The following is a 20,162-nucleotide window of genomic DNA, read 5'->3' as shown; positions in this document are numbered from 1 at the left end:
ACTACCTTAGATACTATTCTATATTTCATTACCCCTTGGGCAATGAGCGCACTCCATAATTCCAAACCCGATACATCCGCTAAGATTCGCTAACGCTTGTTTATCTTGATAAGCGATCGCCTCCTTCACATTCCTCAAGATAAACTAAGCTAAAGCCTCTAATTGTGAATTTGATTCAATCTCTATTTCTGGCTTAATTTCCTCTCTTGTAGAACTTTCAGCGTTACAGAATTGCTCAAATAATTCAAAGAAGTTATTTAGCGCATCCTTTTCATCTTCTGAATAGAAAAGTATGATACGTCAAAATTTTTCTAGCAAATTACATATTAATAATTATTGTATAGCTTAAGGGAGAACTAGCGATCGCCGACGGCGGGGCGTAGCCCATCGCACTCCACATTCCTAAACGCGATCGCCTGTATAAAAATCTAACAATTGATTAAGCTGTTGCAAAATCTGTAAATTTCCTTACATCGGGAGGATGAAAAGCAAGCACAATATCATTGTTAGTTACACCTAATCTCATTAATTCAGTTGCTATTCCCTCTTCTGTATAATCTTCCTCTATATAAATTTTTTCATTTTTAATGCGAACATGAACATAAGTATATTTAATTCTTTTGCTGCCTTGCCAGTCTACAGCTAACCAGAGATAATTATCATGATTGTCATCAAATGCTAAACAAGTCTCGTAATTAGTCTCAGGTGATTTGCGAGATAAATTATCATATTCAGTAAGCACTTGTTTAATTAACTTACGATATTCTCCTAATTTGTCCATAAATTAATTTCCTCTCTTTCATTGTTAAAAACAATAAGTTTAATCTGATGAAGTTTTACAACTGCTTGAATAGATTTTCGTTGAAAAAAAGTTTCAAAGATTGTATCTCTAATGGCTAGATATATGTCATATTTTTTATTTGCTAATTGCAAGATGTCGCGGTATAAAATATATTGACCTAGAGCATTTTGAAAATCTTTCATCAGAGAAGGACTAATGAAGCTTTTGACTTCAACAACTATTTTTCGTCCTTCTTGTTCGGCTAGTAACGCTTTCTCTGCAAATAAATCAGCGTAAAGTTCTGCATCTTGATACTGCAAAAAGTAAGGATCAGCCGTAATTGTCCAGCCATCTTTAATTAAGGCATTTTTAACAGCATCATGGTATATGTCCTTAGCAGGCATTTCTTTCTGGTCATCTAGGCTAGATAAATTATACTAATTGTGCAGACGATCGCACTCCACATTCTCAGATGCGATCGCTGATCCTATGATGACCGGTTAGCGATACCTCCGATAAGCTTCCCTAACGCCTGTCTTTCTGTTTGTAAAATATATAAAAGTAAAAAGTAATTCTTTGTATACTAAACCTAGAGTCAAAAAATTATAGTTATAAATTTTATGTCTAGCTATCAAGAAGTATTACAACAAGCTCAAACTTTAACTCCTGAAGAACAAATACGCTTAATTGAAGATTTATCCAGCTTAATTCGTCAACAGGTGACAATGATATCTAAACCAAAGCGTAGCATTTTAGAATTGCGTGGGTTGGGTAAAGAAATCTGGAATGGTATTGATGCTCAAGAATATGTTAATCAGGAACGCGATTCATGGAATGGTTAGCACAGTTACAGGGGCAAATTGTCGGCTTGGATACTGCACCACTGATTTATTTTATTGAAGAAAATCCTAATTATTTGCATTTTACAGATGCTTTCTTTGAATCAATGTTTCGTGGTGAATTTAGGGTTGTAACTTCAGTTCTGACGATTACGGAAGTGTTAGTTCACCCATTACGACAAGGAAACACAATATTAGCTCAACAATATCGTGATATATTGTTCAACTCCCAAGGGTTGATGACTATCGAAGTTTTGCCAGATATAGCTGAAACTGCTGCACAATTAAGAGCAAGTAACAACTTAAGAACGCCAGATGCTATTCAAATCGCTACTGCTATTCGTGAAGGTGCATCATTTTTTGTGACGAATGACGCGCGTTTACCTTCGTTGCCAGGGTTATCAGTGTTAGTGTTAGAGCAATTGATAGTATAGCGATCGCTGGTTCTATGATGACACGGTTAGCATCGCGTGTTTGCTATCATGCGCGATCTCACTCCAAATTACTAAACGCGATCGCTAATTCTACGATCACACGGTTAGCGATACCTCCGGTAAACTTTGCTAATGCCTGTTGATCACAATGAGGGATACCGACAGTATGCTACCTTTAATACTGTCAAACTATAACATTATTGTATAATTATGATGCCAAGTTATTTAATCTTCTTTAGGTTATAAATTTGCGTTATAATTTTGATTGGAATCCAGCCAAAGAAAAACAAAATATTAGTAAACATCAACTCAATTTTCGTTTAGCCTCAACTGTTTTTCGTGATCAATATCAATTAAGTTTATATGATGAGGAACATAGTGATTATGAGGACAGATGGATTACTCTAGGTTTAGATGAAACGGGTATTTTAAGGGTTGTTATTCATACTTTTGAACAAACAGATGAAGATTCCTGCGTGATTCGTATTATTTCAGCACGGAAAGCAAGTTTTAATGAACAGCAGTATTATCAAGACAGAAAACTATGAAATCTGAATATGATTTTTCACAAGCTGAACAAGGAAAGTTTTATCATCCTGATGCAACGTTTCATTATCCGATTTACCTTGAACCAGATGTTGATGATTTTTTCAAGAAAATTGCTCAAGAGAAAAATATTGATGTGCAAATTTTAGTCAATGAATGGTTGAGAAATAATATTAAATTAATTGAAAGTATTCAGTAAAAGCAATAAAAGCGATCGCACTCCACATTCTCAGATGCGATCGCCTGTTTGTCAAAATGAGCGATACCTACGGTAAGCTGCGCTAACGCACTCCATATTCCCAAAAGCGAGCGCTGATTCTATGATGACACGGTTAACGATCGCCTGTTTATCATGATGAGCGATTGTAACGTAAAAATTTCTAGAGCGATCGCCTGTAGAAAAATATGAACATGATTTATATTTTTTTAATCACCTAAGCAGACATCAAACGCTGTTTTGGTTCAGGAATGTGACGACCTAATTCTTGAGCAGTTTCAATCCATTCCTGCATAATAACTTCTACATTTTTTAGTGCTTCTTGATAAGTTTCACCATCAGCAGCACATCCAGGTAATTCTGGTACTTCTGCTATAAATGCTTGGTCTTCTTCACTCCAATAGAGATTAATTTCATAACGCAGATTCATCTTGTTCTCCTAGTTCATATTTGAGAATTACTTCACGCACTTGCTTAACCTGATAAGCTTTAGCTTTTCCTTGTTTGGGCTGAAGATTCAAGATTTCTTCTATACCATCTTTTGTATATATATGATGGCTACCACGAATGCGCTCATCAAACCCTAGTTTAATTAGTAGTTGACACAACTGCTCAAAGGCAATGTTTTTGTCTGATGTTCCTGATAATATCTTAGCCAGTAGTTTATCTGCTTGACTCATTATTGACTATAGGCGATACCTTCGGTAAGCTGCGCTAACGCTGATTCTATGATTGCACAATAGGCGATCGCCTGTTTGTCAGGATGAGCGATACCTCCGGGAAGCTGCGCTAACGCACTCTACATTACCAAAAGCGATCGCTGATCCTATGATGACACGGTTAGCGATCGCCTGCTGATAACTAGGCTACAAGCAAAAGCATAGAAAGCCGACGTAAATATACTAACTTTTTTCAAAATTCACTTTTAAGTAATCTATATGGTTTTACTATATAACTACTGTTATTTTTTGAAGCAAAATTATTGTTATGGATAATTCAGAACAAGCTTATGAGTTCTATATTTTACAAATTGCGATCAATAAATATTTGGATAATAATTTCCAAAAATTAGAAAAGGATCTACAAATACTTGAATCCAATAAAGATGAAGTTGTCTGGGATATAGTTAGTACGATTTATATTCAAAGTGGATATAAAGTTTCAATGAATTTAGTTAGGGATATAGTTACTCAACGAATTAAAGATACGAAAGATAAACTGAAAGAAGATGAAGAAAAAGCACATCAAGAAATGATAGCTTTTCAAGAGATGATAAAAATCGAAGCTGAAAAAGAACAAACCCGTCAGCAATTGCTCAGAATTAAAGCTGAAGAAGAAAAAGCTAAACAGGAAGAAATTAAATTAGAAAGAAAACATAAAATTACTAACTTTATTTGCAGTTTACCGAAGGAAATGAATTTTGATGAGATTAAATTGGATGTTTTTGTGAGAGTTCATAGACTATGTTGTGAACATTACAGTTATTATCCTTATTCTGATAAATTAAATGAGGAAGAAGTTCTCCATATTGAGCTATTTATCACCATTCTGGAAACTAAAGTATTTGAACATACCTTGTATGATGCTTATAATTTTACTCCCGTGTTAAGTTATGAATACGGGAGGTTTTATAAATGGATATGGGGAACTTGTAATGATGATTGTGACGCACATGAGCTACTAATGGCTTTTGAAGAAGAGTTTGATATAGAGATATCTGATGAGGAAGCTGGAAAGACAGAAACTGAAAAGTCAGTATATCTCAAGGACATTGTTGAGTGTATATATACCAAAATAACAAAATAACAAATTACTATCCGCTATAGCATTCTACTTCTAAAAATTATTTCTTAATTTTCTCTCTAAACCAGTGTTATAACTTGCTCATATTCTTCTTTATGGCTTTGCAAAGCATCCCAAATATCAACCTTTTGCTGAAGATTGAGCCAAAGTCTTGGCCCGTTTCCTAAAGCTTTACCAAGACGGATTGCTATATCTACCGTAATTGCTCTCTGACCATTAATAATTTCATTAACTATTTGATTAGATACTCCTAAAATTTCTGCAAATTTTGTGCTATTTATATCTAAATCATCTAGGATATCTGCAATTACTTCACCAGGGTGTATTGGTCTTACTAATCTATCTTGAGTAATATCTTGCCAGTTATTCATAATCAATGTTCGACTATTTAATATCCTACTAACATTCTAGATTAGTGATAATCTTCAAGATTTACATCATAAGCATCACCATCTTCAAAGCTAAAAGTTATACGCCAGTTTCCCGATACCTTAACTGCCCAAGTTCCTTGCCTATCTCCTTTTAACTCGTGCAATTCATAACCTGGTAATCTAATATCTTCTACAATTAAGGCTGAGTCTATAACTTCTAATCTAATTCTAATTTTCTTTTCTAAGTTTGCTGGGATTCCTTTATTAAAGTTCTCTCTAAATAGATTTTCTAAAGCTTTACTTTTAAATGTTTGAATCATCTATTTTATGATTTTATCTCAGGTGCTTCAATCATTTATAGCGATCGCCTCGATTTAAAAGGCAGGCATTATGCCTGCCTTTTAATCCTATTCTATGCCTTCAATGCGGTCTTCAACTTCTTGGTACAACTCGCGGAGGCGGTCTAAATTCTCCTCGCTAGTTTCCCAATAACCGCGACCATTCACTTCCAACAATGTTGATACCATCTTGCGGAAAGAATGGGGGTTGAGGTTCATGAGGCGTTTCTGCATTTCTTCATCTTTGATGAAGGTTTCGTTTGCATCCTCATATATCCAGTTGTCAACTGCGCCGGCGGTTGCACTCCAACCCATTGTGTTTACCAACCGTTTGGAGAGTTCGCGCACACCTTCGTAACCGTGAGACAGCATACCTTCATACCACTTGGGATTTAATAGTTTGGTACGGGCATCTAAACGCACGGTTTCGGATAATGTGCGGACTTGGGCGTTGGCTGTGGTGGTGTCTGCAATGTATGATGCTGGGGTTTTGCCATCACCACGCAGACTTGAGACGACTTTGGTGGGGTCAGAGTCGAAGTAATGGGAAACATCCGTTAAACTAATCTCGGAGGAATCCAGGTTTTGGAATGTTGCTTCAGCAGTTTTGAGGGTGCTTTCAAAAATCTTCCGAGATTGTTCCATCATGCCGGGGTTGTCGGCACTGAAGGCGAAGGATTTACGGGTGAGGTACATTTCTTGTAACTCGGCTTCGCTTTCCCAGGTGCTGTTTTCTACTGCCAAGTTGATGTTAGAGGAGTAAGAACCGGAAGCGTTAGAGAAAACGCGGGTGGCTGCTTGTCTAAGGTTAATTCCCAATTCTTCAGCTTGTTGCAGGGCGTGTTTGCGGACAAAGTTCATTTCTGTGGGTTCATCCGCTTCCGCCGCCATCTTCACGGCTTGGTCTAGGAGGTTCATCTGGTTGATGAACAAGTCGCGGAATACACCAGAACAGTTGATTACAACGTCAATTCTAGGTCTTCCCAATTCTTCTAAGGGAATTAACTCCAACTTGTTCACCCGTCCCAAAGCATCGGGAACCGGACGCACACCCACCATCCACATGATTTGCGCTAGAGATTCACCGTAGGTTTTGATGTTATCTGTTCCCCAGAGAACGCAGGCGATGGTTTCCGGCCAATTACCGTTGTTTTCGGCTTTATTTCTTGCCAAAAGTCTATCGACAACGATTTTTGCTGATTGTACAGCCGCAGCCGTGGGAATTGATTGGGGGTCGAGGGCGTGAATGTTCTTACCTGTGGGTAATACATCGGGGTTGCGGATGGGGTCGCCACCAGGGCCAGGAAGAATGTATTCGCCTTCTAAGCCTTTGAGTAATGCGCCGAGTTCGTTGTCTGCACAAACTTGTTGTAAGCAGAATTCTAAATACTCGAACAGGGGTTTTAGGGCGGAAGCGTCTACTTTGGGATAGCCCGCTTTGTGTAATGCTTCTACCCAAGGTTCCTTTTTGCCCATGTTGAAGAAATTCAACTTGGAAACTAAGGAAACCCGGCCTTCAGCATCGGTTTGTTCTTGTACCAAGGCGCGGACAGCAGCGCGAGTTGCTAGGGTGATGTCTTGCAATAACTGGACATCTTCTAATACACCTTTGTCGCTGTTTTGGTAGATTTCGTCAATGTTACGTCCCACGCTGTTGGCGATGATGCGGGGTAAGCTTTGGATTTCTTCTTCTTGACGGTCTAAGCTGGCGATATTAACTAGAGTTGCGATCGCTTCTTCGGCACTTGGGGGTTTACCAATGACGTGCAAACCACAAGGTAACAACCGTGATTCGATTTCCATCAGCTTGCGGTAGACGCTGCCGACAATATTATCCCGTTCTTCCGGGGTCATATCTTTGGCATCGGTTTCGGGCAAGTTAATATCTTTATCTAGGTTGACGATCCGGCATTTATCCATGATCGTGTTGACGATAGGGATACCGCGCCCGCTATCTTTTAAGGTTTGGTAAGAAGCAATTAACTCACTGAGTTCTTTCAAACCTTTGTACAAACCAGCGTTTTCCGCCGGTGGTGTGAGGTAAGAAATTGTTTCGGCGTAACTGCGGCGTTTGGCAATTGTCGCTTCGCTGGGGTTGTTGGCGGCGTAGTAGTACAGGTTGGGAATTGTCCCAATTAAGTTATCTGGGTAACATTCGCCAGACATCCCCATTTGCTTCCCTGGCATAAATTCCAAGGAACCATGTGTACCAAAGTGCAGTACAGCATCCGCGCCCCAAATTCTTTCGAGGTAAGTGTAGTAAGCTGCAAAACCGTGGTGAGGGCTGGCGGAACGGGAGAACAACAACCGCATGGGGTCGCCTTCATAGCCGAAGGTGGGTTGTACACCAATGAAGACGTTACCGAATTGCTTACCGTAAATTAATAAGTTTTGTCCGTCGCTGTTGAGGTGTCCTGGTGGTGGCCCCCAGTTTTCTTCTAAGCGTTGGGAATATGGTGTCAGTTCTTCGTATTCTGGCACTGACATCTTGTAAGCAATGTTGAGTTCGGGGCTGGCGTACTGTGCTTGTGCATCATGGATGACTTGTTCCATCAACTCTTTAGCGTTTTCTGGTAAGTCCTGCACTTCGTAGCCATTGTTTCTCAACGCTTTCATGACTTCGTAGATAGAACCGAATACATCGAGGTATGCGGCTGTACCGACGTTACCTTTATCGGGGGGGAAGCTGAAAACGGTGATGGCAACTTTTTTGTTGAGTTTGGGTTTGCGGCGGAGGTTAGCCCATTTCAAAGCACGTTGGGCTACTGCTTCGATGCGGTCTTGGAGGGCGATCGCTTTCCCAGTTGCCCCATCTCTACCCGATAATATAATCGGTTCGATCGCACCATCAAGTTCAGGAATCGCAATTTGCAATGCCACCTGAATCGGATGTAAGCCTAAATCGCTATCCAACCACTCTTCCGTAGTTTGGAATACCAATGGTAACGCCACCATGTAAGGGCGATTTAAGCGTTTGAGTGCGTCAATTGCCTTGGGATGGTCTTGTCTAGCGGGGCCGCCAACTAAGGCAAAACCAGTTAAGGAAATTACAGCATCTACTAAAGGTGTATTTGTAGTTGGTTCGTAGAAGTAAGCATCTACAGGCTTGGAGAAATCCAAACCACCAGCAAACACAGGTACTACCCTTGCGCCTAATGCTTCTAACTCCTGCACCATTGCCACGTAATGGGCATCATCACCTGTAACTAGGTGAGTGCGTTGTAATACTAACCCTACACAGGGTGCTAAAGGATCTTTTAAATCTTGGGGAATATCCCGGCGGGCGCTGTACCAGTTGAGATATTCTCGAACATCCTCATACATGGTTGTAGCTAAAGGATGCCAAATCCCCATATCTGGGTAAACTACCGGTGCTTGATATTCTAGAGACGCGGAATTTCGCTTCTCTACACCTTTTAATACATATTTATCAGCTAGCATTAGCAAGAAGTTTTCCAGGTTTTCTGGAGAACCACCCAGCCAATACTGAAAACTCAACATGAAATTGCGTGCGTCTTGTGCCTTATCCATCGGCAAGAACTTCAGCACTTGGGGCAGTGTCCGCAATAGCTTCAGCATTCCATCTTGGAATCCTGCACCGGATTTTTCTTTGCGTTTCTTCATGAATTGTGCGATCGCACTCTTCGATTGACCCAACTGTGCTAAGGAAAAAGTGCCCATTTTATTCAGGCGCATTACCTCTGGCATTGATGGGAAGACAACGGCAACGTCTAAATTATCGCGGTGTGGTTCTACAGCTGCTACTACTTTTTGTGCTAAGTCTTCGATAAAAATCAGTGAGGCAATAAAAATATTGGCACTTTGTATATCCCTTTGGAACTCTTCGTAGTTTTCGGGGTCTCGGAGTTCCTCAATTAAGTACCCGCTGATTTCGATCGCAAGATCGGGACTGTTCGAGTTAATCGTGCGAACCGCTTGCGACAATGCACTCTGGTACTGGGACTCAAGCACGACATAGACCACCTTGATTAAATTACGTCCGCGCAGGTTTTCAGGCGCAATGTGTCTAATGGTGGACTTGACGTGGGTGAACATGCTTCCTCTGCTCCTTTGATGCGTGTTCTCGACTGGAATTTTTTTGTGGCTAAGTTGCCCACAAAGTTTAACGATTTTTTCGGCAATAACAGTTTTTTATCAGAAAAACCTTACCACATGGGCATTTTGTCCGCTAGATGACATAAATCGATATAAAAATCGCAAACTTTGTTAACAAACATTAATAAATAATAAGAGCAATTGCTCAATTAATGTAACAAAAACTTAATATTTTTGAGATATTCTGGCAAATTAGTAATGTTGAGTAGGGATATAACTAGATATATAAATATGCAAATTTGTCAAGTATTTAATGGAAAATCTAGGCGAAGAGAATGAAGGGGTGAGGATTGGCGTAGTGTTTCCCCATATTTTTATAGTAATACCAAATCAAGCGCGATCGCCTGACTAAACAACTAACATAAAATCAGATGTACCCTAGGGAGAAGGTGAGATGACTGCTCAAGTTGTAGATACCACCTCAGAATTAATTGCCAAGTTCCACACTCTAGCACCAGAACAGCAACAGCAAGTCTTAGATTTTGTAGAATTTTTAATGCAAAAATATGCTCAACCTGAAAAAACCCAAGAACATCCTCAGCAAAGGGTATTGGGATTAAATGAAGGCGAAATTTGGATGAGTGATGACTTTAATGATCCTTTACCTGATGAATTTTGGTTGGGTGAAGGTGCAGTATGAAATTATTGTTAGAGGATGTTTGTAAAGTCATGAAAAATACTAAAAACCACTCTCCAAACCTCTCCCCGACAATGAGAGAGGCCTTGAAACTCCTAATTGCTCGTGAGTGTTAGGGGCTAGGGGGGTTAGGTTTTTCAGATTTTGATGTTAACAACAATACTTTTAAAACATCCTCTTAGACACTCATGTACTTATTTGGTCAGTGGGAGAGCCAAAAAAACTATCTGACAATGTTAGAACCCTATTAATGGATACTAACAACTCTTGGTTAGTTAGTATAGCTAGTATTTGGGAATTACAAATTAAATATCAGCTTGGCAAACTCAATTTACATTTATCTTTACCTAATTTAATTGAAACTCAAAAGCAAGTGAACAATCTCAAAATATTACCAATAGAGTTGGAACACATCTATGCACTTGATGGGCTACAAAATCATCATCGTGATCCTTTCGACAGAATTTTAATAGCTCAGTCAATATTTGAAAATATACCTTTGTTAAGTGTAGATACAGTATTTGATTTATACCCAATTCAAAGAATTTGGTAATTGTAGAGAATAAAAAATTTAACTAATAACTAAGAAAGAGAAAAGGTACGCGGTATGAAATTTTTACATACGTACCTATTCTCTTATGTGAATAAAATCGCAAATTTTATTTAGCCAATATAGCTTTACTATTTAAAGTATCTAGAATCACATCATGCAATTGATTTCTTAAACCGGCAATTGGTTCACTCAAATGCTCCCTCTACGGACGATTACCAGAAGGATACTGATGCCCCAAAACGGGATGAGGTGTGTAAGGTTCTTCTAAGAATTTGCGCTCTTCCTCAGAAAGCTCTAAATCAACAGCTTCAACAGCCTCTTTCAGATGTTCTATTTTACTAGCGCCAATGATGGGAGATGTTACACCTGGTTGATGCAATAGCCAAGCTAGGGCAATTTGTGTAGGTTTAACACCGCGTTTTCCTGCTAATTCAACTACACGCTCTACTACTTGGAAATCTGAATCTTGATAGTAAAGATTATGAGCGAATTCGTCAGTTTTGGCACGTAGTGTTTGCCCATAGTCTGATTTACTGCGATTTCCGGCTAAAAATCCTCGCGCTAAAGGACTCCAAGGAATAATCCCAATTCCTTGATCGATTGCTAAAGGTATTACCTCTCGTTCTTCTTCTCGATAAATTAGGTTGTAGTGATTTTGAATGGAGACAAAACGAGTCCAGCCGTGAATATCTGCTGTATACAGGGCTTTTGCCAGTTGCCATGCAAAAACACTAGAAATTCCTAAATAACGTACTTTACCTGCTTTGACAATATCATGTAGTGCTTCTAGGGTCTCTTCAATTGGTGTTTCATAATCCCAACGGTGAATCTGGTATAAGTCTACATAATCTGTCTGTAAGCGCCGCAAAGAAGCATCAATGCTATCAAAAATATGTTTGCGAGATAATCCTCGGTCATTTGGCCCATCACCGACTTTACCATGTACTTTAGTCGCAATCACAACCTGATCTCGTTGAGCAAAGTCTTTCAATGCTCGCCCGACAATTTCTTCACTCTTCCCCAATGAATAGACATCTGCGGTGTCAAAGAAGTTGATTCCCAAATCCAAAGCCAGTTTGATGAATGGACGACTTTCTTCTTCTTCTAATACCCATTCGCGCAATTGTCGAGAGCCATAAGTCATCGTACCTAAAGTAATCCGCGATACTTTTAGTCCAGTTTTGCCCAGATTGACATATTTGGTCATACTGTCTGCTCTACTTTTTGTTGAGATGCTTAATAACGTTGTGTGCAATCTTGCTATAGCTGTTTCAAAACGATTTATCTGAAGAATTGCTTTGCTATAAGCATGACTTTGCAAAAGTTAGCACGAATACTACTATAAATCAATCGATTAGCCGTAGTTTATAGTCCAAGATTACGCATTGCATTTGGCAGATCCCTTTCCTCATCAGGCAGTAACTCAAACTTTTTCGCCAAAAACTATTACTATGATTGCGCTGTAGTAGGGAACGAGGTGTTATAAAAAAGTGATTGCCCACAACAATTTGTTAATTGCGTACTTGGTATCAGTACTCCTAAGTGCAAGATGTAAATTGATAAATCATTTAGGATTACTATATTTTGACTAACCATCTTGTACCATCCAAACCAACATTCCTAATACTATTTGAGCTTGTAATTTTTGAATCATGACTCCAGTCGATATTCTTATTCTCTCCAATGGCCCAGGGGAAATCACAACTTGGGTGCGCCCAGTGGTGACAGCATTGCGGGAAAAGCTGGGTAATGCCCGTGAACAGGTAAGAATTTCCGTAGTGTTGTCACCTTGTCCAAATGCGACTGGTAAAGAAACTGCGATCGCCCTTTCTTACCCAGAAGTTGATAGAGTTCAGGGAGCAGAGTATTTTTGGCAATTTTTAGTTTGGGGAAAAACTCATGATGATTGGGATTGGAGTAGTCGTGGTGTAGTAGTTTTTCTCGGTGGTGATCAAATTTTTCCCATCATTATCGGCAAAAAACTGAGATATCGCACAGTGGTTTACGCAGAATGGGAAGCCCGGTGGCATAACTTAATTGACCGATTCGGTGTAATGAAGCCAAAAGTTGCTGAAAAAGTTTTGCCAAAATATGCCCATAAATTTACAGTCGTTGGCGACTTAATGCTAGAAGCACAAACATCACTTCTCACACCCGACTCCCAACTTTCCACTCCCAACTCCCTAACTATCGGTATTCTCCCTGGCTCAAAAGCAGCAAAATTAACTCAGGGAGTTCCTTTAACTCTCGCTATTGCTGAATATGTTCACGCCAAAATACCACAAACCAAGTTTGTCATTCCTGTTGCACCAACTTTGGATTCACAAACCTTAGCCAGTTTTGCTAATCCCCAGAAAAACCCCTTTACGAAAACTTTTAGCTTTAATGGTGCTGAATTAATTTCTTCAGATGAGAATCAAGAAAAATCAACCTCTAAACTAAATATCCTGAAAACAACCACAGGGTTAACAGTTGAATTGTGGAGAGAAACGCCTGCCTACAGAATCTTATCCCATTGTTGTATCTGTTTAACTACAGTGGGTGCAAACACAGCCGAGCTAGGTTCTTTAGGTGTACCCATGATTGTGTTGCTACCCACCCAACAGCTTGATGCTATGCGTTCTTGGGATGGTCTACCAGGGTTATTAGCTAATTTACCGGGAGTTGGGACAACGTTTGCCAAATTAATTAACTGGATATTTCTGAGACGTAAAGGCTTGTTAGCATGGCCGAATATCTGGGCGCAAGCAGAAATCGTCCCTGAATTGGTAGGTAAACTCCAACCGCAAGAAGTTGGTGAAATGGTATTAGATTTGTTAGCGCATCCAGAAAAGTTAGAACAAATGCGTACTAACCTAAGAAGCGTTCGCGGCGAAAGCGGTGCAGCCCAAAAAATAGCACAGATTGTCGATGAAGAAATTCAAAAGCAAGAATAATAGGGGTGGGTTTATCAACATCTTCCAAAGTTATGATGAGCCAAATCAACCCGCCCTTAGAGGTTGTTTGAAAAGTCTAATTTATTACTTTTCTTGGCGATTAGAAATCGCGCGCCATTTGCTTCAAGTCGGGGAACCCGCCCAACGCAATGGCTTGGCTACACAGACAAAACCTACCTTCGTGGGTTCAAAACCCTTGATTTTTCATTAGTCCGCGCAGGCGGACTTTGTTTGTGTAGTAGCGAATTATATTCGCCCAAAACTTTTAAAACATCCTCTTATACCGTTTCACTTTAAGTTTGATAAAAATGGGTCGTATGGGAGCAGGGAGCAGGGGGCAGGGAGAAAGAAAAACCAATAGATTTGTATCAGTATTTTCGTGAATTGGTATTAGCCTAATCCAAAATCAGCAATCTAAAATCTCAAATTCGGTTAAACTGGACGACACCCAGATAAAATATCGTGCATCTTCACCACCGAACCAATAACAGCGATCGCTGGGGCATCAAATCCAGTTTGCTCAACTTGCTCTACAATTGTCCCTAGCTGACCAATCAATTCTTCTTGATCTGGTCTTGTACCCCAACGCACTAAAGCAATTGGTGTTTCTAAACTCAAACCCGCCGCCGCTAACTCTTCGATAATGTGCGATAGATTGTGAACACCCATATAAATTACAATTGTTTCTGAACCGTGGGCGATCGCTTGCCAATTTACTTTCGGTCTATACTTACCAGCCGACTCATGCCCAGTCACAAACGTAACTGATGAGCTATGCAATCTATGAGTCAAAGGTATGCCAGCATAGGCTGGAGCCGCAATTCCTGATGTAATTCCTGGCACAACTTCTACAGGAATCCCCGCATTAACTAATTCTGACATTTCTTCGCCACCGCGACCAAATATAAACGGGTCGCCGCCTTTGAGGCGCACTACAATGGTATGAGTTTGAGCTTTATCAATTAATAGCTGAGTAGTTTCATCTTGCAAAAGTGAGTGTCTCCCCATCCGCTTACCTGCATTGATTTGTTCTGCTTGGGGATTAATCATTGCTAAAATCGCCGGACTCACTAAAGCATCATAAATAACGACGTCGGCACACTCTAACAAACTTTTGCCTTTAAGCGTCATCAGTCCGGGATCGCCAGGCCCTGCACCTACTAAATAAACTTTGCCCAAATTCTCTTGACCTTGTTTTTCTGTGCAGTTCATTTGTTCATCAAATCCCAGATTAAATCAGCTAATTCTGCACTTGCTCCCAAAGGTTGAGCTAATTGGAAAGTCACAGCAGGGAATTTTAATTTTAGCTCTTCTGTCAACTGAGCGATCGCATCGGTTATGCCGCCTGCGAATAAAAAATATGGCAAAATTGCAATTTTCTGTTTACCAGCAGCCACCAAATCTTCTACTTGGGTTTCTAAACTAGGAGACACTGACCAATAAGCTGGTAATGCACCTAAATTTGCGGCTATGGTTTCGACTGGTTGTTGAAAGCCAGGACGACGACTACCATGTGCTAATAAAATCCAGGCTTCGGTTTCGATTTCAGCCATTTGCTGAGACAGCAAAGTTGCCAAACTAGGTTGACTGCCTAAATATGGTAATAATTCCACGCTGATATCTTGACCCATAGCTTGTGTTGCTAGTGCTACTTCTTCAGGGATTTCTTGCATGACATGAACGCCTGGTAGCAAAAATAACGGAATAATTTTTAAACTTTCGTATCCAGCTACAACAGCACTTTGAGCAAATTCTTTAATTTGGATATGCAGAGGTTCAGGACGTGTTTCTAAATAAGCCAAACCTAGCAGCTTTTCCTGGCTATGGCTTTTGTTGATCAAATCTATTAATTGCTGCAAAGCAATTTCAGGCCGTGGGTCACGGCTTCCGTGAGATACCAGCAGATACGCAGATGGCATTGGTAGATGTAAACCTTTTGACTATTGATTTTTCACCAAGAATTCTTTGATAGTATAAGCTGCCAGATTTATTTGAGGTAAATTCAAAATCGAAAATCGAAAATTTTTTAGCTTATTGTTGTTCGGCACTGTAAGTATAAAAGTTATGAAAAGCTCCCACTGTTTCAAATTTATAACCTGGTAGCCAAGAACCTAGAGTTAAGTCTGTACGGTACACGCTAAATAAGATAAAATCTTGCCGATCTGTGGTTTTGGAAATGACCTCTCGCATTCTGGGATTGGCAGAATCGACCATTTTGCTACAACTTGAGTTTAATAAATTTTCGATGAGCTTAGATGTTTTTTTGCAAACATCGGTCTTTAAGTATTGTGTTAGTTGTTGTACAGCATACTCTTCATACTCGTTTTGAGTAGGATTGGTTTTAGACATTGCTACGCCAAATACAGCAAATCCTGTGGCGATCGCCAATGCCATAATACTTACAAGTCTCATAATTGTTTCACCGCAATTGTCAGATATTTAATTAGAATCCCAGGACTACAAAGGAACAAAGTCCGTTCCTCCTAAAAAATGCTTGCTCGATCACTAAATAGATGCTATGATTAATAATGGATAAGTGAATGGCGAGCGTAGCCAAGTGGTTAAGGCAGTGGTTTGTGGTACCACCATCCGTGGGTTCGAGTCCCATCGTTCGCCCTGAATAATACAAATTACTAAAAATAATGGTTATTAACCGGAATGACCATATTTATTTATTGTTCCAAAGCCTCTGAGGGACTGCCAACTCAAAAGATATACTATCACTAGGCAGGGAGTAGGGAGCAGGGGGTTTGGTTGTATAGCTGCGACTTCAGTCGCTTGGCTCTTAGAGGATTTGCAGTGTTGAATTTTCCACACCCGAGATTTGCTTGATAAAACTAGCGTTTACGCCTAACTCCTGCGCGTTCTAGCAGAGCCGGATTGCCCCAAATATTCACTCTGCCATCATAGCCGCCACTAGCTAAAATTTGCCCATCGGGACTAAAAGCTAGCGCGCTGACCCAATCATGGTGTCCGTAAAGTGTAGATAACAGTTCACCTGTAGTTAAATCCCATAACTTAATGCCATCTCTACCAGCACTGGCAAGAATTTGACCATTGGGGTTAAGAGCGATCGCATTAATCCAGTTATTATGTCCTTTGAGGATACGGACTAAAGTATTTGATTGGATATTCCATAGTTTAATGGTGCGATCGCGGCTAGCACTAATCAATCTTCCATCAGGTGTAAACGCCACAGCAGTAATTGTTTGGGAATGGGCTGGAAAAGCTCGGATTAATTTGCCTGCGTTCAAATCCCAAAGTTTAATTACACCTTTGTTGTCGCCACTAGCGACAATCTGACCATCCGGACTGATAGCCAAAGTGTAAATAGAATTATCAAACTTTGCTAAAGTTGCCAGTGGTCGCTGCTGTAGCAAATCCCAAATCCGAATGCCGTCTAAAGCACCGCTCACAAGCACTTTACTATCAGGAGACACTGCCAAAGATAATACGTTGCTAGTGTGTCCGACAAAAGAACGACTAAAGTTGTTATTTTTTAAATTCCACAGATTAATTGTGTGGTCAGTGCTACAGCTAATTAAAGTATAACCATTGGGCGAAATTACCAAAGACTCAACAGATGCTTGATGGGCTTTGCGAATATTCGCTACTTTTTTGCCAGTATAGGGGTTCCATACCCTAATTACCCCATCATTTTCCGCACCACCACTAAAGAGAACTTTGCCATTGGGACTAAAAGCTAAAGATTTCACAGTCCCAGGATGCGCCATCAAGCTATAAAGTAGCTGAGGATTGGTAAAACTTGTTTGAGCTTGGGAGTCTGGTACTTCTTCAATTGCAGCATAAGCAGTGCCACTATCAAACTCTTGCCCAATATTTGCAGGCATAGTCAATACTGCCAAAAATACCAAAGCAATATATGGGCGCAGCCGCCAGCTGCCCCTAATTTTTCCCTCACTCCTCACAAATTTTCCCTCTCTAGATTTAAATAGTTAAGTCAGTATACTTTCACATTTATGACTCAACACTTTCAACTCAGTACTTTTCAATGGGCAGTTGGAGGGACATAAAGTAGAGTCTCTACAACTTTCAACTCAGCACTCAGCACTTCTCAATGCGGTGGTTTTTTCTTGGCAACAGTCAATATCGGCAGCGTAGAACTAGATGAGCGAGGTGGTAGGTAATGTTGTACTACAGGTTCCTCTTCTAGGATGGGGCGACGCTGCTGCATTCGCCACAACTTCCAGGCTAGGGTGATACCTGCTGTTCCTAAACCAACAGCAAACAACGACCAGCTATCATCGAATCCACCAATCACAGCATCCACAACACCCATCGTTATCAAAATACTGATAATTGGATCTTTTCTGTAGGCTGATTTCAAAAAACGAGGTAATGCAGCATTCATCACGGCTTGGTTTATCCAAATCACCTTTGGTGTAAGTTTAACGAGAATAATTCACCTACTAGATGCCTTTTATGAAAAAAGCATCTAAATATTACAATTTTCTAGATTAGGTAAGGAAATAGCAAAATTAACCTTCTGACATATTTGCCAACCCACGATAGCATTGACACCCTACTAACAGACTTGACTTTTGCCTCATCGTAATTAGTTTGTATCACAATCATAGACGGCAAACATTCCCAGATAGTTTTGTTTATACAGTTTTAACCAGCTGGGTATGCCAACTGGTTAATCTGGTTCTAATTACTAGCTTACAACTGAGTAATGTTGCTCAATTAACCCAATTATTTAGGGGTTTGGGGTGTAAGTCAGCAAAATATTGATTCCTTACACCCTGGACTCAATTTCAACAAATAACTTTTGTAAGTAAATTGTGACTACTTCAAGCCAAGCCAAGATAGTACACCTTGGTTGGTGACGTATTCAATGATTACCATCAAGCCAAAGCCAATCATTGCTGCTCTACCGTTTAAGCGTTCTGCATATTCATTAAAACCAAATTTGGGGTCTTCTAGCTTTGGTGTAACTGTTGGTTGTGTTTGTGTCATGTTCAAAACCTCTTTTCGGCAAACGGAACTTAAAAGTAATAACCTTGCATCCAGACTTGTGTAAGGTTGGAGCCAGATAAATGTAGCAGCAGCTTCTTAAATGTAGCTGTGCAACGGCTCTTTTAACAATTTGTAATTATTCTTTATATATTGTAGTCAACTATGGCGATAGTCAAGGGTAAGACTTTTTAGCTTTGCTACCGTGAAAGGGAAAACTAAGGTTGTAGATAGCTATATCTAATACGGAACTGTCAGCCTGAGACTGGCAGGCTAAGTTAAACCAAAAATTCATCAGAGGCGTTATATGGAAATCGGCGTTCCCAAAGAAACGAAGGATCAAGAGTTTCGAGTCGGGTTGAGTCCTTCTAGCGTGAGAGTATTGAGCGAAAATGGTCATCACATTTTCGTGCAAACACAAGCGGGTCATGGTGCTGGTTTTACAGATGCAGATTACATCAGTGCTGGGGCGGAAATTGTTTCAACAGATGAAGCCGCTTGGAATCGAGAATTAGTTGTGAAAGTCAAAGAACCTTTATCCAGCGAATATAAATTTTTGCAAAAAGGGCAAATATTGTTTACATATTTGCATTTGGCAGCCGATCGCAAATTAACCGAACATCTAATTGATTGTGGCACTTGTGCGATCGCCTACGAAACTGTCGAACAATCAGGGCCCAACAGACTACCCCTACTTACACCCATGAGTGTGATAGCAGGTCGCCTATCAGTGCAATTTGGTGCGAGATTTTTAGAACGTCAGCAAGGCGGTAGAGGAGTCCTTTTAGGTGGTGTACCTGGTGTTAAACCCGGTAAAGTTGTGATTTTAGGTGGCGGTGTAGTCGGCACAGAAGCAGCGAAAATTGCTGTGGGGATGGGTGCTATTGTGCAGATTTTAGATGTAAATGTAGAACGTTTATCTTATTTAGAAACTTTGTTTGGTTCGAGAGTGGAATTACTTTATAGTAACTCTGCCCATATAGAAGCTGCCGTTAAAGAAGCTGACTTACTAATTGGTGCTGTTTTAGTTTTGGGACGCAGAGCGCCAACTTTAGTATCCCGCGAATTAGTCAAACAAATGCAGCCTGGGTCAGTAATTGTAGATGTTGCAGTTGACCAAGGCGGTTGTGTAGAAACCTTACACGCCACCTCCCATACCAACCCCGTCTACCTTGAAGAAGGCGTAGTGCATTATGGCGTTCCCAATATGCCAGGCGCAGTGCCTTGGACATCGGCTCAAGCCCTTAACAACAGCACATTACCTTATGTTGTCCAATTAGCAAATTTAGGCATCAAAGCCCTAGATGTTAACCCATCTTTAGCCAAAGGTGTGAATGTGCAAAATCATCGCCTTGTGCATCCGGCTGTGCAAGAAGTGTTTCCTGATTTGGTAAGTTAGCTAAACATCAATACAGTTCAGTTAAGGCAACAACTTAGACTGGTGTAGGTTGGGTGGAGGAACGGAACACAACATTCACGCATACTTTGTTGGGTTACGCTATCGCTACACCCAACCTTGTATCTTAAGAGAAGTAGTAGACCGTCCCAACCTTGGTCATCATAGACCGCTTCGTAGCATGGGTCACTACAACAATCTCTTTGACAGAACTCGAA

Annotated in this window: 24 protein-coding genes and 1 tRNA gene; 11 read left to right on the top strand and 14 right to left on the bottom strand. The window is 40.3% G+C overall.

Going from position 1 to position 20,162, the window contains the following annotated elements:
* Positions 1 to 439: 439 nt before the first annotated feature.
* Both H6G69_RS26320 and H6G69_RS26315 read right to left on the bottom strand, forming a co-directional pair.
* A complete protein-coding gene (locus tag H6G69_RS26320) occupies positions 440 to 781 on the bottom strand; it encodes a XisI protein (RefSeq protein WP_190692071.1) in 342 nt (113 codons plus the stop codon).
* A complete protein-coding gene (locus H6G69_RS26315; protein WP_190692070.1) occupies positions 769 to 1,185 on the bottom strand; it encodes a XisH family protein in 417 nt (138 codons plus the stop codon). The genes H6G69_RS26320 and H6G69_RS26315 overlap by 13 nt, the downstream gene beginning before the upstream one ends.
* A gap of 216 nt (positions 1,186 to 1,401) precedes the next feature.
* On the opposite strand from H6G69_RS26315, the gene H6G69_RS26310 reads away from it, so the two are divergent.
* The 4 genes from H6G69_RS26310 (at position 1,402) to H6G69_RS26295 (ending at position 2,799) form a co-directional block, all read left to right on the top strand.
* Positions 1,402 to 1,623, top strand: coding sequence for a hypothetical protein (locus H6G69_RS26310; protein ID WP_190692069.1), 222 nt, complete (start codon positions 1,402 to 1,404; stop codon positions 1,621 to 1,623).
* Positions 1,611 to 2,054 carry a type II toxin-antitoxin system VapC family toxin gene (locus H6G69_RS26305; RefSeq protein ID WP_190692068.1) on the top strand — a complete coding sequence of 148 codons (444 nt, stop codon included), beginning with the start codon at positions 1,611 to 1,613 and terminating at the stop codon, positions 2,052 to 2,054. Before H6G69_RS26310 ends, H6G69_RS26305 begins: the two co-directional genes overlap by 13 nt.
* A gap of 248 nt (positions 2,055 to 2,302) precedes the next feature.
* Complete coding sequence (locus tag H6G69_RS26300; protein ID WP_190692067.1) at positions 2,303 to 2,602, top strand: BrnT family toxin; 300 nt, start codon at positions 2,303 to 2,305, stop codon at positions 2,600 to 2,602.
* A complete protein-coding gene (locus H6G69_RS26295; protein ID WP_190692066.1) occupies positions 2,599 to 2,799 on the top strand; it encodes a hypothetical protein in 201 nt (66 codons plus the stop codon). Before H6G69_RS26300 ends, H6G69_RS26295 begins: the two co-directional genes overlap by 4 nt.
* A 235-nt stretch (positions 2,800 to 3,034) precedes the next feature.
* Here the strand turns inward: H6G69_RS26295 and H6G69_RS26290 are convergent, their stop codons facing one another.
* Positions 3,035 to 3,247 carry a type II toxin-antitoxin system HicB family antitoxin gene (locus H6G69_RS26290; protein ID WP_190692065.1) on the bottom strand — a complete coding sequence of 71 codons (213 nt, stop codon included), beginning with the start codon at positions 3,245 to 3,247 and terminating at the stop codon, positions 3,035 to 3,037.
* Positions 3,231 to 3,497: a type II toxin-antitoxin system HicA family toxin gene (locus tag H6G69_RS26285; protein ID WP_096582721.1), complete on the bottom strand. Its 267-nt coding sequence runs from the start codon at positions 3,495 to 3,497 to the stop codon at positions 3,231 to 3,233. The genes H6G69_RS26290 and H6G69_RS26285 overlap by 17 nt, the downstream gene beginning before the upstream one ends.
* A gap of 52 nt (positions 3,498 to 3,549) precedes the next feature.
* Here H6G69_RS26285 and H6G69_RS34515 point away from each other — a divergent pair, with 52 nt between their 5' ends.
* Both H6G69_RS34515 and H6G69_RS26280 read left to right on the top strand, forming a co-directional pair.
* Positions 3,550 to 3,675, top strand: coding sequence for a hypothetical protein (locus H6G69_RS34515; protein WP_277883467.1), 126 nt, complete (start codon positions 3,550 to 3,552; stop codon positions 3,673 to 3,675).
* Between the two features lie 129 nt (positions 3,676 to 3,804).
* A complete protein-coding gene (locus H6G69_RS26280) occupies positions 3,805 to 4,623 on the top strand; it encodes a hypothetical protein (RefSeq protein ID WP_190692064.1) in 819 nt (272 codons plus the stop codon).
* A 56-nt stretch (positions 4,624 to 4,679) separates the two neighbouring features.
* Here the strand turns inward: H6G69_RS26280 and H6G69_RS26275 are convergent, their stop codons facing one another.
* The 3 genes from H6G69_RS26275 to H6G69_RS26265 all read right to left on the bottom strand — a co-directional run bounded on the left by H6G69_RS26275 (position 4,680) and on the right by H6G69_RS26265 (position 9,385).
* Positions 4,680 to 4,991: a HigA family addiction module antitoxin gene (locus H6G69_RS26275; protein ID WP_190692063.1), complete on the bottom strand. Its 312-nt coding sequence runs from the start codon at positions 4,989 to 4,991 to the stop codon at positions 4,680 to 4,682.
* A 41-nt stretch (positions 4,992 to 5,032) separates the two neighbouring features.
* Entirely contained in the window at positions 5,033 to 5,311 is a 279-nt protein-coding gene (locus H6G69_RS26270; RefSeq protein WP_190692062.1) for a type II toxin-antitoxin system RelE/ParE family toxin, read from the bottom strand.
* 87 nt (positions 5,312 to 5,398) lie between these two features.
* On the bottom strand, positions 5,399 to 9,385 hold the full coding sequence (locus tag H6G69_RS26265) for a magnesium chelatase subunit H (protein ID WP_190692061.1): 3,987 nt from the start codon (positions 9,383 to 9,385) through the stop codon (positions 5,399 to 5,401).
* A gap of 454 nt (positions 9,386 to 9,839) precedes the next feature.
* On the opposite strand from H6G69_RS26265, the gene H6G69_RS26260 reads away from it, so the two are divergent.
* Together H6G69_RS26260 and H6G69_RS26255 are read left to right on the top strand one after the other, a co-directional pair.
* Entirely contained in the window at positions 9,840 to 10,085 is a 246-nt protein-coding gene (locus tag H6G69_RS26260) for a DUF2281 domain-containing protein (RefSeq protein WP_190692060.1), read from the top strand.
* A 169-nt stretch (positions 10,086 to 10,254) separates the two neighbouring features.
* A complete protein-coding gene (locus H6G69_RS26255; RefSeq protein ID WP_190692091.1) occupies positions 10,255 to 10,635 on the top strand; it encodes a PIN domain-containing protein in 381 nt (126 codons plus the stop codon).
* A gap of 202 nt (positions 10,636 to 10,837) precedes the next feature.
* Here H6G69_RS26255 and H6G69_RS26250 read toward each other — a convergent pair whose 3' ends face one another.
* Positions 10,838 to 11,842, bottom strand: a complete 1,005-nt coding sequence (locus tag H6G69_RS26250) for an aldo/keto reductase (RefSeq protein ID WP_190692059.1) — start codon at positions 11,840 to 11,842, stop codon at positions 10,838 to 10,840.
* A 445-nt stretch (positions 11,843 to 12,287) separates the two neighbouring features.
* Between H6G69_RS26250 and H6G69_RS26245 the strand changes: the two genes are divergently transcribed.
* Positions 12,288 to 13,571, top strand: a complete 1,284-nt coding sequence (locus tag H6G69_RS26245; protein ID WP_190692058.1) for a lipid-A-disaccharide synthase — start codon at positions 12,288 to 12,290, stop codon at positions 13,569 to 13,571.
* Between the two features lie 432 nt (positions 13,572 to 14,003).
* Here the strand turns inward: H6G69_RS26245 and cobA are convergent, their stop codons facing one another.
* The 3 genes from cobA to H6G69_RS26230 form a co-directional block, all read right to left on the bottom strand.
* Complete coding sequence (gene cobA / locus H6G69_RS26240; protein WP_190692057.1) at positions 14,004 to 14,783, bottom strand: uroporphyrinogen-III C-methyltransferase; 780 nt, start codon at positions 14,781 to 14,783, stop codon at positions 14,004 to 14,006.
* Positions 14,780 to 15,490: a sirohydrochlorin chelatase gene (locus H6G69_RS26235; RefSeq protein ID WP_190692056.1), complete on the bottom strand. Its 711-nt coding sequence runs from the start codon at positions 15,488 to 15,490 to the stop codon at positions 14,780 to 14,782. Before H6G69_RS26235 ends, cobA begins: the two co-directional genes overlap by 4 nt.
* A 112-nt stretch (positions 15,491 to 15,602) precedes the next feature.
* Positions 15,603 to 15,983: a DUF4359 domain-containing protein gene (locus tag H6G69_RS26230; RefSeq protein WP_190692055.1), complete on the bottom strand. Its 381-nt coding sequence runs from the start codon at positions 15,981 to 15,983 to the stop codon at positions 15,603 to 15,605.
* 131 nt (positions 15,984 to 16,114) lie between these two features.
* On the opposite strand from H6G69_RS26230, the gene H6G69_RS26225 reads away from it, so the two are divergent.
* Positions 16,115 to 16,187, top strand: a tRNA-His gene (locus H6G69_RS26225).
* A gap of 221 nt (positions 16,188 to 16,408) precedes the next feature.
* Here the strand turns inward: H6G69_RS26225 and H6G69_RS26220 are convergent.
* From H6G69_RS26220 to H6G69_RS26210, 3 genes are all read right to left on the bottom strand, one after another.
* Complete coding sequence (locus H6G69_RS26220; RefSeq protein ID WP_190692054.1) at positions 16,409 to 17,422, bottom strand: WD40 repeat domain-containing protein; 1,014 nt, start codon at positions 17,420 to 17,422, stop codon at positions 16,409 to 16,411.
* A 224-nt stretch (positions 17,423 to 17,646) separates the two neighbouring features.
* On the bottom strand, positions 17,647 to 17,943 hold the full coding sequence (locus tag H6G69_RS26215; protein WP_190692090.1) for a hypothetical protein: 297 nt from the start codon (positions 17,941 to 17,943) through the stop codon (positions 17,647 to 17,649).
* A 437-nt stretch (positions 17,944 to 18,380) separates the two neighbouring features.
* Positions 18,381 to 18,551 (bottom strand): hypothetical protein, encoded by a 171-nt coding sequence (locus H6G69_RS26210; protein ID WP_190692053.1) that lies wholly within the window; start codon positions 18,549 to 18,551, stop codon positions 18,381 to 18,383.
* A gap of 304 nt (positions 18,552 to 18,855) precedes the next feature.
* On the opposite strand from H6G69_RS26210, the gene ald reads away from it, so the two are divergent.
* Entirely contained in the window at positions 18,856 to 19,947 is a 1,092-nt protein-coding gene (ald, locus tag H6G69_RS26205) for an alanine dehydrogenase (protein ID WP_190692052.1), read from the top strand.
* The last annotated feature ends 215 nt before the right edge of the window (positions 19,948 to 20,162 follow it).

Source organism: Nostoc sp. FACHB-110 (assembly GCF_014697425.1).
GTDB lineage: Bacteria > Cyanobacteriota > Cyanobacteriia > Cyanobacteriales > Nostocaceae > Nostoc_B.
The sequence above is the reverse complement of the archived record's forward strand: the minus strand, read 5'-3'. Positions and strand labels throughout refer to the sequence as shown.

Bases quoted from the DNA above. Each gene is read 5' to 3' on its own strand.
- H6G69_RS26320 (WP_190692071.1), bottom strand. From the start codon at position 781: ATGGACAAATTAGGAGAATATCGTAAGTTAATTAAACAAGTGCTTACT.
- H6G69_RS26315 (WP_190692070.1), bottom strand. From the start codon at position 1,185: ATGCCTGCTAAGGACATATACCATGATGCTGTTAAAAATGCCTTAATT.
- H6G69_RS26310 (WP_190692069.1), top strand. From the start codon at position 1,402: ATGTCTAGCTATCAAGAAGTATTACAACAAGCTCAAACTTTAACTCCT.
- H6G69_RS26305 (WP_190692068.1), top strand. From the start codon at position 1,611: ATGGAATGGTTAGCACAGTTACAGGGGCAAATTGTCGGCTTGGATACT.
- H6G69_RS26295 (WP_190692066.1), top strand. From the start codon at position 2,599: ATGAAATCTGAATATGATTTTTCACAAGCTGAACAAGGAAAGTTTTAT.
- H6G69_RS26290 (WP_190692065.1), bottom strand. From the start codon at position 3,247: ATGAATCTGCGTTATGAAATTAATCTCTATTGGAGTGAAGAAGACCAA.
- H6G69_RS26285 (WP_096582721.1), bottom strand. From the start codon at position 3,497: ATGAGTCAAGCAGATAAACTACTGGCTAAGATATTATCAGGAACATCA.
- H6G69_RS26280 (WP_190692064.1), top strand. From the start codon at position 3,805: ATGGATAATTCAGAACAAGCTTATGAGTTCTATATTTTACAAATTGCG.
- H6G69_RS26275 (WP_190692063.1), bottom strand. From the start codon at position 4,991: ATGAATAACTGGCAAGATATTACTCAAGATAGATTAGTAAGACCAATA.
- H6G69_RS26270 (WP_190692062.1), bottom strand. From the start codon at position 5,311: ATGATTCAAACATTTAAAAGTAAAGCTTTAGAAAATCTATTTAGAGAG.
- H6G69_RS26265 (WP_190692061.1), bottom strand. From the start codon at position 9,385: ATGTTCACCCACGTCAAGTCCACCATTAGACACATTGCGCCTGAAAAC.
- H6G69_RS26260 (WP_190692060.1), top strand. From the start codon at position 9,840: ATGACTGCTCAAGTTGTAGATACCACCTCAGAATTAATTGCCAAGTTC.
- H6G69_RS26250 (WP_190692059.1), bottom strand. From the start codon at position 11,842: ATGACCAAATATGTCAATCTGGGCAAAACTGGACTAAAAGTATCGCGG.
- H6G69_RS26245 (WP_190692058.1), top strand. From the start codon at position 12,288: ATGACTCCAGTCGATATTCTTATTCTCTCCAATGGCCCAGGGGAAATC.
- cobA (WP_190692057.1), bottom strand. From the start codon at position 14,783: ATGAACTGCACAGAAAAACAAGGTCAAGAGAATTTGGGCAAAGTTTAT.
- H6G69_RS26235 (WP_190692056.1), bottom strand. From the start codon at position 15,490: ATGCCATCTGCGTATCTGCTGGTATCTCACGGAAGCCGTGACCCACGG.
- H6G69_RS26230 (WP_190692055.1), bottom strand. From the start codon at position 15,983: ATGAGACTTGTAAGTATTATGGCATTGGCGATCGCCACAGGATTTGCT.
- H6G69_RS26220 (WP_190692054.1), bottom strand. From the start codon at position 17,422: ATGCCTGCAAATATTGGGCAAGAGTTTGATAGTGGCACTGCTTATGCT.
- H6G69_RS26215 (WP_190692090.1), bottom strand. From the start codon at position 17,943: ATGAATGCTGCATTACCTCGTTTTTTGAAATCAGCCTACAGAAAAGAT.
- H6G69_RS26210 (WP_190692053.1), bottom strand. From the start codon at position 18,551: ATGACACAAACACAACCAACAGTTACACCAAAGCTAGAAGACCCCAAA.
- ald (WP_190692052.1), top strand. From the start codon at position 18,856: ATGGAAATCGGCGTTCCCAAAGAAACGAAGGATCAAGAGTTTCGAGTC.